At 71.1% G+C, this 12,920-nt stretch carries 10 protein-coding genes; 4 read left to right on the forward strand and 6 right to left on the reverse strand.

The window, feature by feature from the left end; all coding sequences use genetic code 11:
• The first annotated feature begins 48 nt into the window (after window positions 1-48).
• Both ACFQ6X_RS05345 and ACFQ6X_RS05350 read left to right on the forward strand, forming a co-directional pair.
• Window positions 49-1,107, forward strand: a complete 1,059-nt coding sequence (locus ACFQ6X_RS05345) for a VWA domain-containing protein (protein WP_383176229.1) — start codon at window positions 49-51, stop codon at window positions 1,105-1,107.
• A 203-nt stretch (window positions 1,108-1,310) separates the two neighbouring features.
• Entirely contained in the window at window positions 1,311-2,528 is a 1,218-nt protein-coding gene (locus ACFQ6X_RS05350; RefSeq protein ID WP_383176232.1) for an FAD-dependent monooxygenase, read from the forward strand.
• A gap of 60 nt (window positions 2,529-2,588) precedes the next feature.
• Here the strand turns inward: ACFQ6X_RS05350 and ACFQ6X_RS05355 are convergent, their stop codons facing one another.
• The 6 genes from ACFQ6X_RS05355 to ACFQ6X_RS05380 all read right to left on the reverse strand — a co-directional run bounded on the left by ACFQ6X_RS05355 (window position 2,589) and on the right by ACFQ6X_RS05380 (window position 10,607).
• Window positions 2,589-3,335, reverse strand: a complete 747-nt coding sequence (locus tag ACFQ6X_RS05355) for an ABC transporter ATP-binding protein (RefSeq protein WP_383176846.1) — start codon at window positions 3,333-3,335, stop codon at window positions 2,589-2,591.
• Window positions 3,336-3,346: 11 nt separating this feature from the next.
• Window positions 3,347-4,219: an ABC transporter ATP-binding protein gene (locus ACFQ6X_RS05360; RefSeq protein ID WP_383176235.1), complete on the reverse strand. Its 873-nt coding sequence runs from the start codon at window positions 4,217-4,219 to the stop codon at window positions 3,347-3,349.
• Window positions 4,216-6,357: an ABC transporter permease gene (locus tag ACFQ6X_RS05365; protein WP_383176238.1), complete on the reverse strand. Its 2,142-nt coding sequence runs from the start codon at window positions 6,355-6,357 to the stop codon at window positions 4,216-4,218. Before ACFQ6X_RS05365 ends, ACFQ6X_RS05360 begins: the two co-directional genes overlap by 4 nt.
• A gap of 1 nt (window position 6,358) precedes the next feature.
• Entirely contained in the window at window positions 6,359-7,561 is a 1,203-nt protein-coding gene (locus ACFQ6X_RS05370; RefSeq protein WP_383176241.1) for an ABC transporter substrate-binding protein, read from the reverse strand.
• Window positions 7,562-7,707: 146 nt separating this feature from the next.
• Window positions 7,708-8,112, reverse strand: coding sequence for a roadblock/LC7 domain-containing protein (locus ACFQ6X_RS05375; protein WP_329206458.1), 405 nt, complete (start codon window positions 8,110-8,112; stop codon window positions 7,708-7,710).
• Complete coding sequence (locus tag ACFQ6X_RS05380) at window positions 8,109-10,607, reverse strand: nitrate- and nitrite sensing domain-containing protein (protein WP_383176245.1); 2,499 nt, start codon at window positions 10,605-10,607, stop codon at window positions 8,109-8,111. The genes ACFQ6X_RS05375 and ACFQ6X_RS05380 overlap by 4 nt, the downstream gene beginning before the upstream one ends.
• An 861-nt stretch (window positions 10,608-11,468) precedes the next feature.
• Here ACFQ6X_RS05380 and ACFQ6X_RS05385 point away from each other — a divergent pair.
• A complete protein-coding gene (locus tag ACFQ6X_RS05385) occupies window positions 11,469-11,987 on the forward strand; it encodes a toxin-antitoxin system HicB family antitoxin (RefSeq protein WP_383176248.1) in 519 nt (172 codons plus the stop codon).
• Between the two features lie 80 nt (window positions 11,988-12,067).
• Window positions 12,068-12,910, forward strand: a complete 843-nt coding sequence (locus ACFQ6X_RS05390; RefSeq protein WP_383176251.1) for a DUF4097 domain-containing protein — start codon at window positions 12,068-12,070, stop codon at window positions 12,908-12,910.
• The last annotated feature ends 10 nt before the right edge of the window (window positions 12,911-12,920 follow it).

A 12,920-nucleotide genomic window follows, 5' to 3' on the forward strand; every position in this document is an offset into this window, starting at 1 on the left:
CCTAGGTTGGAAGCATCAGTCGGGGAGCCTCGGAGGGGGAGTGGACGCGTGTCCGCCAACAAGATCCAGCACAAGGTCAATCACGTCGCGCTCGTAGTGGACTGCTCGGGTTCGATGCATCAGCACCAGAGTCAGCTCATCCGCGTGGTGGACGAGTTCGTGGCGGGTCTGAAGGCCGAGTCGGACAACCTCGGCCATGAGACCCGGATCAGCCTCTACTCCTTCGACCACAGGGTCGAGAACCTGGTGTGGGACATGGACGTGAAGCACCTGCCGTCCATGCGAGGTCTGTACAAGGTCAACAACGGCGCTACTGCCCTCATCGAGGCGTCCCTGAAGTCCCTGGACGACCTGGGGCACATCTGGGAGGAGTACGGCGAGCACAGCTTCCTCCAGATCGTCGTCACGGACGGCGAGGAGAACGCCTCCGGCGGCGACAGGCGGCACGACGGCGACATGACCATCCTCGGGCCCTGGCTCGACAGGATCGCTGCGAAGATGGGCGCGCTTCCGGGCCACTGGACCTCCGCGATCCTCGTCCCGAACTCCCTGGCGAAGCGCACCGCCCAGAACTACGGGTTCCCGGCCGGGAACATCGCCATCTGGGACGCGGATTCCAAGGAGGGCGTCGAGGAGGCGATCGGCACGGTGCGCGCTGCCGCCACCAGCTTCCTCCGGGGCCGTGAGCAGGGTGTGCGCGGCACGAAGAACCTGTTCGCCGTCGGTCAGGACATATCGGTCGACGACGTGCGGGCGAACCTCGAACCGGTCTCGGCCGACAAGTACCGGCTCCTGAAGGTCGACAAGGAGGTCGAGATCCGGGCCTTCGTCGATTCGCATCCGGGCGTCACCTACGAACGCGGTTCGTGCTACTACCAGTTGGGCAGCAGGGTCCAGGTTCAGCCCGACAAGGAAGTCATCGTTGTCGAGAGGGACACCGACCGCGCCTACACAGGTGAAGCCGCCCGCAGCCTCCTGTTCGGCACGGGTATCCACGGGACCGTCTCCGTGAAGGCCGGCAACAATCCCACGTTGGAGGTCTACGTGCAGAGCCGTTCGGTGAACAGGAAGCTCAAGGCGAATACGCGTCTGCTCATCATGCTCTGAGGGGCGGGGGTCGCCGGTGAGGTGCCCCGCATCCGTCCCGTGCGCCGTTCGTGGGCCGGGCGCTCCTCGATAGGGTTCCGTCCGGGTCCTGACCGCAGGGATCGGGACAACGGGCGCCGTTTCAGGCGGAGTTGTGGCCGGTCATGTCGGCGCGACAGCACCCGGAACGGCGCCCGGAGAACCGAGTGAGTGGAGAACCAGTCATGCGTGGAGGCAGCATCGCCGTGGTCGGCGGCAGCATAGCGGGGTGTGCCGCGGCCCTGGCCGCGTCCCGCGGCGGAGCCGAGAAGATCACCGTATTCGAGCGTGCCGACGCCCGACTCCGTGACAGGGGCGTGGGTATCGCCCTTCACAGCGACCGGTACGACGAACTGAGGGACGCCGGGTACGTGGCCCCGGAGATGCCCTGGGCGCCACTGACCCGGCGGGTATGGAGCGCACGCGACGGCGAGGCGGACCACGGACGGGCCATCGGCGAGCAGCCTTTCCCGTTCCGCGCCTACAGCTGGGGTTCCCTGTGGAGCGAGCTGCGCCGTCGGGTGCCGGAGGAGGTCTCCTACCGGTCCGGTGCGGTGGTCACCGGCGTGGAGCCGGACGCCGACGGCGTGACGCTGCGGCTCGCGGACGGATCCGAGGAGCACTTCGACCTCGTGATCGGGGCGGACGGGTACCGCTCCGTCGTCCGTGAGGCCATGTTTCCCGGCGCCGACGCGACGTACGCCGGCTACATCGGCTGGCGCGGTACGTCGAGGGACGTCGCCGATCTCCCCTCCGACGGCAACGACGCCTACAACATCGTGTTCCCGGGTGGCCACTGCATGATCTACCGCATCCCGGACGGAGTCGGCGGCCACCTGCTCAACTGGGTCCTCTACACCGCGCCCCCGCAGACCGAGGGCCTCCACCCGGACCTGCGGACCCCGACCTCCCTGCCGCCGGGCCGGCTCAACTCGGAGCTCACCGCGCACCTGCGCGCCCTCGTCTCCGACAACTTCCCGCCGTACTGGGCGGCCAGAGTGCTCCGTACACCCGCCGAGACCACGTTCATCCAGCCCATCTACGACCTCGAGGTACCGCAGTACACCTCGGGGCGGATGGTGCTCGTCGGCGACGCCGCCAGCGTCGCCCGGCCGCACATCGGCGGCGGCAGCGTGAAGGCGCTCCAGGATGCCACGGCACTGGAGGCCGCCTGGGTGGCCGGCGACAGCTGGAAGGAGGTCCTGGAGAAGTACGACGACCGACGCGGCAGTGTCGGGTCGGCCATGGTCGCGCTCGCCCGCAGGATGGGCAGCGCGCAGGTCGAGAACACACCCGACTGGTCGGCCATGGGCCAGCCGGAGTTCGACGTGTGGTGGCAGGACCAGAACAAGGGCTCCGACCGGCGCAGCGGCTTCGGCGGCCACAGCATCAAGGCCGGCTAGGGCAGTGCGGGAAAGGGCCGGTGACCGGCCGCCGCACCGGTCGGTCACCGCCCTCGCGTCTCAGGCCGGCGTCGCGTCCCAGGCCGCCGTCGGCGAGAGTTCGAGCGCGGCGTGCAGCGCGGTGGCATCGGCACGGGCGTCCGCGCCGTCCAGGCGCAGCGTCACCCGCCCCGAGGTGAGGACCGTGAGCGTACGGGCGCATTCGGCCGCCTGGGCCGGGCTGGGGGACACCAGGAGTACGGCGATGCCCTCGTTCGCCAGCGTGGTCACCAGCTCGTGGACCTGCCGGACGAGCACGGGGGCGAGCCCCTCGGTCGGCTCGTCGAGGAGCAGCACCCTGGGGGAGCCGAGCAGTGCGCGGGCCAGTGCCAGCATCTGCTGCTCGCCACCGGACAGGTCCGTACCCCGGTTGCCCCTGCGCTCGCCCAGCCGGGGCAGCAGCTCCAGGACGCGTGCGGGGGTCCAGACGCTGGGGCGCGTGGTGTCGCCGCGGCGCGGCGGACGGTAGGACAGCCGCAGGTGCTCGGTGACGGTGAGCCCGGCGAACACGCGGCGGCCCTGCGGTACGAGGCCGATTCCGGCACGGGCGATCCGGTGTGCGGGCTGCCCTGTCACGTCCCGGCCGTCAAGGCGTACGTTGCCGGCGTGCGGGCGCATCAGTCCGGCGACGGTGTGGACGAGAGTGGTCTTGCCCGCGCCGTTGTGGCCGACGACGGCGTGGACCGTGCCGGCCGGCACGGACAGGTCGAGGCCGTGGAGGACGGTGCCGCCGTGGTAGCCCGCGGTCAGGCCGGTGAGTTCGAGCATGGGGGCGTCGGTCATCCTCTCGCTTCGGTGCTGGACGGGTCTGCGGTGGACACGGCGACGTTCTCGATGCCGGCCTCCGGGACATCGGCCGCTGCCCCGGGCCTGCCGGCCGTCGCGCCGGTGGTGTGGTACGCGTCGCGAACCTCGGGGTGCGCGAGTGCCTCCTGGGTAGGACCGGTGACGAGCACCCGTCCGGCCGCCAACACCGTGACACTCGTCGCGAGTTGGGCGACGACCTCGACGTGGTGCTCGACCAGGATGATCGCGACGCTCTCCGGCAGGCCGCCGAGGATGCCGAGCAGCCGCCCGATGTCGCTGTCGGTCAGCCCGGCCGCCGGCTCGTCCAGGAGCAGCAGGCGCGGGTTGCCTGCCAACGCGGCGGCGAGGTCGAGCATGCGGCGCTGTCCGTGGGAGAGCGCGGAGGCCGGCCGGTGGGCGAGGTCCGCGAGGCCGACGGTCTCCAGATGACGGCTCGCGGCCTCGGTGTGCAGCCGGTAGCGGGACGGGCTGCGCCAGGCGCCCCGGCGCTTCGGGTGGTGCGGCCAGCCGGCCAGCACGACGTTGTCCAGCACCGTCAACTCGGATATGACCGATGGCTGTTGGAAGCTGCGGGCAATGCCCAGGCGGCTGCGCCTCGCGGTGGCCGTACGCGTGATGTCCGCTCCGTCCAGGGCGATGGTGCCGTGGTCGGGCCGGTCGGTTCCGGCGATGAGGTTGAGCAGGGTGGTCTTGCCCGCCCCGTTGGGGCCGATGACGGCGTGCCGGGCGCCGGCGGGGAGCCGCAGGCTGACGTCGTCGACGGCGGTGAGACTGCCGTACCTCCGGGTGAGGCGGGCGAGGTCCAGGACCGGGCGTGGCGCTGCGGCGGTCGGTGCGGGCGTCATGGGGAGACCTTCCCGGCGGTGGGCGGGGTGGGTGCGGAGGCGGGCGAGGCCGGGGGCCGCTCGTCCGGCCGGAACGGCACGTCGGACGCCGGCCCGTTCCGGCCGGGTCCGCCGCGCAGGCCGGCCAGACCCCGGGGCAGCAGGTACACGGCGGCGACGAACAGCGCACCGAGCAGGAGCGGCCCGTGGCCGGGCCATGAACTGGCGACCCAGTCCCGGGTGGTGACGATGAGACCCGCGCCCATCAGGGCGCCGATGACGGACGTCGTGCCGCCGATGACGGCCGCCAGCAGTGCGAACGCGGCGATCTCGAAGCCGACGTCGGCGGGGGAGAGGTACTGCTGGACGGTGACCATCAGCGAGCCGCCCACACCGGCCAGCGCGCCGGCGCAGATGTGCGCCACCAGCAGGTAGCGCCCCACCGGGTGTCCCGATGCGCGCATCCGCGCTTCGGCACCCCGGGTGCCGGTCAGCAGCTTCCCGGCCGGGGAGCGCAGCACGAGCAAGGTGATGGCGACGGCGATGACGGCGACGACGAGTGCGTAGGTGTAGAGCTCGCTCTCCTCGGACATCCCCTCCCCGCCCCACAGCGCCTGGGTGGCCGGGAAGCCGACGAGACCGTCGGCGCCGCCGGTGACGGACTTGATCTGATTGATGACCGCGCCGCTCAGCTCACCGATGGCGAGCGTGATCATCAGCACGGTGGTGCCACGGGCCCGGATCACCGCGGGCCCCGTCACCGCGGAGAAGACCGCGGCCGCGAGAGCCGAGAGGAGGATCTGGACCGGACCCGTCGTCCACCCGGCGTCCGCGAGATTCGCGGTGGCGTACGCGCCGACGGCGAACGGGGCGGTCTGGCCGAGCGTGGGCAGCCCGGCGTAGCCGGTGAGGATGGTGACACTGACCGCGAGCAGCCCCAGAGCCAGGGCGGAACCGGCCAGCGAGATGCTGTACGCGTCGAGTATCCCCGGCAGCGCGATCAGCACCGCGAGCAGCACGAGCAGCGGGGCGGCCTGCCGCCACGCGGTCCCGGGCGGAAGCCACCCGATGCCCGCGAGCGCGCCCCGGCCCTTTCCGGGGGAGAGCGCCGCACCGAACGAACGGCCGCTCTCCGGCGTGGACGTGATGCCGTCCGTCCCGTTCCCCGGGTGCCCGGGCGCCGTGGCGGCCCGGCCCGCCCCTGCCGACCCGTTCGCCCGCCGTCGCAGCCGCGCGGAGAGGTGGCGGCGCAGCCGGGCCACCGGGTCCGCGGCAGGGCCCTCGGCGCCGTGCGCGGTCGCCGGTTCCGAGAAGCGGGAGCGGAGCACCAGCACGGCCGCCATCGCGGCGAAGAGCAGGTACGGCGCCAGCTCGGGCGCCACCGAGATGCCCAGGGTCTGCACCTCGCCCACGGCCACCGCCGCCGCGAGCGTCGCCCACAGCGAGCGAAGCCCGCCGAGCACGACCACCACGAGGGACAGCATCAGTACGTTCTCCGACGTACCCGGCCCGGGACCGATGATCGGCGCCCCGAGCACGCCCGCGGCACCGGCCAGCGCACCCGCCGCCGCGAGCACACCGGTGTGCACCGCCCGGGGGTTGTGGCCGGTGGTCGCGAGCATCTGCGGGTCGTCGGCGGCGGCCCGTACCGCCGCACCCATACGGGTCCGGGTCAGCACCCACGTGCCGAACGACGCGAGCAGCACGGCCATCATGATGAAGCCGAGCCGGTACGCGGGGTACCGGTGGCCCAGCAGCGTCACCGAGGAGTCGAGCGCCTCGGGCACGCGTACCGGGAGCTCGTCCGCCCCGAAGAACTGGATGAGCAGGTCACCGCCGACCAGGGCGAGCCCGAACGTCAGCAGTGCTTGAGCCAGATGCCCACGCCTGGCGAGCGGGGCCGTCGCGGCGGACAGCCCCGCCCCGGCCACGCACGCCGCCGCCGTTCCGGCGGCCAGCCCGAGGGCGAGGCCGCCCCAGGTCCCGTCGCTCAGCTCGGCCCCCGTGTAGGCGCCGATCGCGTACAGCGTGCCGTGCGAAAGATTCAGCACGCCCGCGGTGCCGAAGGCGAGACTCAGACCGGCGGCGACCACGAACAGCAGCAGCCCGTAGGCCACCCCGTCCACCGCCGGTATGAGGTGGGCATCGAGGAGTCCCATGTCAGCCGCCGAGCGTGGCCAGGTCCTGGACCATGACGTTGGCCAGCTGGGCACCGTCCGGCCGTACCTGGCGCAGGTACCAGGTCTGCACCGGCGAGTGGGCCTTGTCGCCGAACTCCCAGGCGCCGCGCGGGCTGTCGATCTGGCCGAGGCCCGCGATGGCCTTGTTGATGGTCTCGGGCGTCACCTCTCCGCCCTTCACCGCATCGGCGATCGCCTTGTCCAGCACGGCGGCGGCGTCGTACGAGGCCATCGCGTACGTGGTGGGCTGCGTGTCGTGCTCGGCGGTCCAGTCGGCGGCGAACTTGCGGTTGGCCTCGTTGTCGAGGTCGGCCGCGTAGTTCAGGACCGAGTAGATGTCCTTCGCCGCGGGGCCCTGGGCCTGGAGCACACTGCCCTCGGTGACGAAGGCCGTGTACAGCGGCAGATCGGCGATGTCGGACTGGGCGTACTGCTTGGCGAAGTCGATCGCGGCCTTGCCGGCGTAGAAGCAGTACACCGCCTTGGCGTCGGTCTTGGCGATCTTGGCGAAGTACGGCATGAAGTTGGTGGTCTTCGGGAACGGCGTCCAGGTGGTCTTGCCGCCCGGGTTGGCGAGTTTGCCCTTGACCCGCTTGAACTCGTCCGTGAAGCCGCGCAGTTCGTCGTAGCCGCCCTGGTAGTCGGGGCCGATCGCGTAGACCGGTCCGTCGACCTTCTCCTTGACGTACGGGGCGATGGCCTTGCCCGGCTCGTCGGACAGGAAGCTCGTCGTCCACACGTACTCGAGGTCCTTGATGGGCGGCCGGCCGTTCGAACCCAGGAAGGGGATCTTGGCCTGGTTGACCAGTGGCAGCACCGCGTTGACCGAGCCACCGCTGACGAGACCCGTCAGCACGTCGACCTTGTCCTTCTTGACCAGCTTGGTGGCCGCGGGAACGGCGGTCGGCGGACCGTCGCCCTCGTCCGCCACGATGAGCTCGACCTTGCGTCCGCCCAGCTTGTTTCCGTGGGTGTTCAGGTAGAGCTCGAAGCCGGCCCGCAGCTCGGTGCCGACCGGCTCGTAGGTGCCGGACAGGGAGGCGACCAGGCCGACCTTCACGGTGTCGTCGTCGGCGCCGCTGTCACTGCTGCACCCGGTGACGGCGGCCAGGCCGAGGGCGAGGGCGGCGGCACCGGCCGGCCGGAATCTGCGGCGGCGGGGAGTGGATATGTCGAAGAACATGAGGGCTCTCATCAGGAGTATCGGGGGCATCGATCGGATCAGGTGGAACGGGCGGGGCCTGCAGTCGAGCGCGCCCGACGCGGGGGTGGCGCCGCCGGTCGTACGCGTGGTGCGGGCGGTGCGGTCGTACGGGAACGGCCCGGTGATCAGCGCGAGGGCGGCAGGCTCGGGTCGCGGACCTGGGGAGTCAGTGAGTCACCGACCTGGTTGATGAGTTCGGACATCATGTAACTGACCTCGCCGATGTCCGCGTCCCTGGTGGTGGTCACGAGCAGGGACGCGCCGCTGGAGACGGCCATCGAGAACATGTAGCCGCCCTCCATCGCGGTGAGGCTGTGCTCGACGGGATCGGTGTTCGTCAACTGGGCTGCGGCGGAAAGCAGGTTGACGACACCGGAGGCGATGGCGGCCAGCCGCTCGGCGTCGTCACGTTCCACACCGGTGTAAGCCAGTGCGAGCCCGTCCACGGACACGGCTATCGCCTGGGTGACTTCCGGGATGCGTCCGGCGAAGCCGCTCAGGATCCAGCTCAGGTCGTTGGGGGAGGTCATTTCTTGGTCCGTTCGGTGTCGTCGTCGGTGGCGGAGCGCCCACGGTTCGTGCTCCTGTTGATCCCCTGGGCGTAGGCCGCCAGGACGTCGGAGACTTGCCGGGAGTCCCGGCGGCGGGGCGACGGCCTCGGCGCCGTGGCGCCGGAACGCTGCTCTGTGCCGTCCCGTTTGCCCAAGGTGGGCCACTGCTGGGGCGTGTTGCGCTGCCGCAGGGGCAGTCCTGAGGAGCTGACTCCCGCGATGCGCGAAACCGGCTCGTCGTGCACGGGATGCGGGGCAGGCGCGGTTCCGCCGTCCCGCTCACGCGTGCCGGGCCCGGATCCGCCGCCGCGTGCCCTGTCGTCGCCGGGAGACACGCCCTGATGGCCACCACCCCGGTTCGCGCCCGGCGTGTAGTCACCGCCGGTGGGTGCGCCCCGCGTGCCGACACCCGCACCGACGGGGGCGCCGTGGCGGTCGGGCCACCCGCCCACTCCGGCCGGCTGCATGCGGGCGGACGGCCCGGGCCGTGTGACCGGACGGGGTGATTCGTAGCGAACATCGTTGTCATGGCTGTCGTTGCCGTGATCGTCGCCGAGCATCCCCGGCTGCGGCGGTGCGGCTTCCTCGGGGGCCGCGGCCAGCACCTTCGCGGGCAGGGTGACCTCCGCGATGGTGCCGGGGCCGGACGAGTCGCGCAGTTCGACGACGATGCCGTGGCGCGCGGCGAGCCGTGCCACCACGCGCAGACCCATGGACCGCACGTCTCCGATACCCGCCTGCGGTTCGAGCAGCGCGGCGTTGTGGACGGCGCGGCGTTCCGCGGTGATGCCCACGCCCTCGTCGACGATCTGCACGACGGCGCGGTCCCACAGCCGCCACACGGCGACCCCGACCTGCTTGTCGGGCGGCGAGAACCGGGTCGCGTTGTCGAGGAGTTCCGCCAGGATGTGCGCCACGTCGTGGACGGCGCGGGCGGTGACGCCGATACCGGATTCGACGACGCCGAGGGACACACGGTCGAAGCGTTCGATCTGCTGGGCCGCGGCCACGACGACTGTGGAACACCCGACGTCGGCCGTGCGCACCCGGGCATGCCCGTAACCACCCAGCACCAGAAGGTTGTTGGTGTTGCGCTCCATGCGGATGGCGAGGTGGTCGAGAGCGAAGAGGGTCCTCATCCGCACGGGGTCGGCCTCGTCGCGCTGCACCGTGTCCAGCTCGGACACCATGACAGCGGTCAACTGCGCGCCCCTTCGGGCGACACCGACCAGCGTCTCGGCGAACTGTTCGTGAATATGGGCCTGTTGGGCCGCCAGACGGACGGCCTCGTGGTGGACGGCGTTGAACGCCTCACCGACCTCGCCGATCTCGTCGTCGCCCGTGGTCCTCACCGGGTTGCCCGTACGCCGCGCCACCTGCTCGGGCGTCGCGCCGCTGAGGGCGCCGGGCTGGGACAGTTCGTTCATCACGGCGGGCAGCCCGGTGTGGGCGACCTCGTGCGCGGCGTTACGCAGATCACGCAGCCGCCTGATCATGACGCGGCCCAGGCGGATGGCGACGACGACGGCACCGACCAGGGTCAGCAGCACCAGGGCGACCTCGGCCCCGGCGAACCACATGAGCGTGGTGCGTGCGTCGGAGACCGTCGCGTAGACGGACTCGTCGATCCGTTTCTCCACGGAACGCAGCATCGTCTGGCGGTCGTCGGAAGCCTTCTGCCACTCCCGCGGAGTGACCGTGATGTCCTTGCCGGCTCCCGTACGCCCGATCTCGTCCTCGAGCCGTCGGGCCTCCAGCGCCCTGGCGCCGGAGAGGGTGCGTTCGAGCCAGGTCCGCCATTGGCCGGGTCCCAGGTCGAACAGGACACCGGTCGACTCGGTGTAGCCCAGCCGGCCGGCGTCGAACGTCCGTTGCGAAGCGGTGGTGAAGCCGCCCGCGGCCTGCGCCCTCATCACCGTGACCTGCTGCTGGGCGGTGTACTCGGCTGCCTCGGAAAGGGCGGCGGCGGCGCGGATCCGGTCCGCGATGTCGGCATCGACACCGTCTGCCTGCGCGATGCCGTCGCGGTAGCCGTTGAGGTCGGCGATCACGATCCGATAGCCGAAGGCGAGCGCGGAGATGGTGCTGCTGCCCGAGCGCACCTGGGCGCGTAAGGCGGGCATCTCGTCGATGAAGCGCTCGATACGGTCCAGGGCGCCCTGTGCGCTGCCGGGCACCTCGGACAGGTGCTCGATCTGACTGCGGAATCTGGTGATGCTCTTGTCGGTCGCGTCCGATGTTGCCCGGAACGCTTCCGCATCACCCTGTTTGGAGACCAGTGCGGTGGCCGCCGCACGCTCTCGCTGTAATTGGTGGGTTAACTCGCCTGCGCCGGTTGCGGCATCGACCATCGCGGTCAGCCGGTTCGCCTGCAGCGCCTGGTTGGTCGCGGGCGCGAGGGCCAGAACCGAGAAGGTGACGGCCACGGTGAGAGGCGCGGTGACGAGGAGGACGAGGCGACGATTGATTTTCACTGCGCGGCTCCATCGCCGGAACCGGTGCTGAGTATCGGTGACACGCAGATACCTGTTAACGGGTTGTGGGGGTGTCGTTGGGGACGTCGGCACATCGTCTGCACCGATGTGGATGGGACAGACGGGGCAGTTGGGGCAGGTGAGGCCCCAGTGGCGCGGCATGATCCTATGCCGTAGGGCGTGGCTACGGATGGGTACAACGTCGAAAATTGTGCGCAGCAACAGCACGGGAGCAGTCCAACTCGGTCACAACTGCTCTGAAAACAAAGGCTCTTGTGCGCGGGTTGCGGGTTCGGCGCGGCTTGAGGGGACCGCGCCTGACCAGCGGTCCGACGCGTGGCGGCAGGTCCGCCCGAGGTTCACGGACCGCTCGTGGAGGGCCCCGGCGCGCCGACTTGACCGCCCGCCCCATGCTCGAATGTCGTTGCGGAAAGGTTAGGTCCATTCGGCCACTGACGGCGGTGGCCGGTGGACTGTCAGTCACGGGTGGCGCCGGTACCGGCCCGGGACGCGCCTGACCTCGCGCACGGCAAGGACCTTTTCTGAAGGGGCAGTGGTGATCTGCGGCGGACGGGTCCGGGGCGCGCCGTGTCCTTGGTGTCTGTCATCCCTATCTGCCCTCGGGTGGCGCTACCTGGCACCGCATGGCACCACGTGGCGTCGCGCGGTGCGAAGTGGTGCCACTCGGCGCCACGCGGTGCCACTCCGTGCCCATGGGGGTGCGTGAACAGGTGTGGCGCCACAGCTGGCGCAACGGGTGCCCGTCTATCCATGCAGGTCAGAGTCGTTTTCGTAGGCGACGGGGGAAGGGGGTGGCCGCGTGGCTTGCGCGTGGCGCCATTGTGGTGCCATGATGGCGTCATGGACCTCACGCCTTATGTCGACACCCTCCGCCGTGAACTCGCGGTGGCCGCCGAAGCCGGCGGTGACGAAGCACGCGAGCTGGCAGAGAGGCTCACCGCCCCCCTGGAGTCGGCGACCCGGCTGACCCTGCTCAATGTGCTTTCCGCCGCCATGGACGAGGTCACCCGCGAACTCGCCCCCGGTTCGGTCGACGTGCGGCTGCGCGGGCTCGACCCCGACTTCGTGGTGACACTGCCGCCCACCGAGGGCGTCGCCGCCGCCGCGCCGGCCGGGCCCGTCGAACCGCTCAGCCCGCCGGCCCCGGCCGACGGCGACGAGGGCGGCACCGCCCGCATCAACCTGCGCGTGCCCGCCCACCTCAAGGCCCGCGCCGAGGAGGCCGCGAACCGTGAGGGCCTGTCGGTCAACGCATGGCTCGTACGCGCGGTGTCCGCGGCGGTCGACGGCGGCACCCGGCCGCGTACGACGGAGAAGACCCAGACCATCGGACAGAGCTTCACGGGCTGGGTGCGCTAGCCGCGCCCCGCCTGCACCACTCCACCCACACCACGTCCCACCTGCGGGGACGCCCAAAGACCCAAGAGGACGGGACAGCCATGCCTTCTTTCGACACCCCCGAACCGATCTCGGCCACGGCGCACGTGGAGGCCGGTTCCATCCAGTTCACCGCGGGCGACCGCGCCGACACCGTCGTCGGGGTGCGGCCCCGCGACGCGAAGAAGGACCAGGACGTACGGGCGGCCGACCAGACGGAGGTCACGTTCGCGAACGGCGCGCTGACCGTCAGGACGCCCAAGGCCAACCTGCTCGGCCGCACCGGCGCCGTCGACGTGACGGTCGAACTGCCCACGGGCTCGCGCATCGACATGACCGGCTCCTGGGCCCAGGTGCTCGGCGAGGGCAGGCTCGGCGAGGTCCGCGTGAAGACCTCGTCCGGTGACGTCCGCCTCGACACGACCGGCCCGCTGTACCTGACCGCTTCGCACGGCTCGATCACCGTGGACCGGGTCGAGGGCGCGGCCGAGATCACCACCAGCTCGGGCAGCCTCCGCGTCGGCCTCGTCGACGGCCCCGCCGTCCTGAAGAACTCGCACGGCACCACGACCGTCGGCGCCGTGACCGGCGAGCTGCGCGTGCGCGGCGCCAACGGCGACATCGAGATCCGGCGCGCCGAGGACTCGGTCACCGCAACCACCGCCCACGGCACCTTGCGCCTGGACGAAATCGCGCGCGGCACCGTCGAGTTGGACACCTCCTTCGGAGCCATCGACATCGGCGTCCGCGAGGGCACGGCCGCCTGGCTCGACGTCAAGTCCGGCCGCGGGCAGGTGCGCAACAGCCTCACCGCCTCCGAGACGCCGGAGGGGGCCGAGGACACCGTCAGGATCCGCGCCCGCACCCGCTGGGGCAACATCGACATCCGCCGCGCCAAGGTCTGACACCGGCACC

This window comes from Streptomyces sp. NPDC056452 (genome assembly GCF_042796085.1).
Lineage (GTDB): Bacteria > Actinomycetota > Actinomycetes > Streptomycetales > Streptomycetaceae > Streptomyces.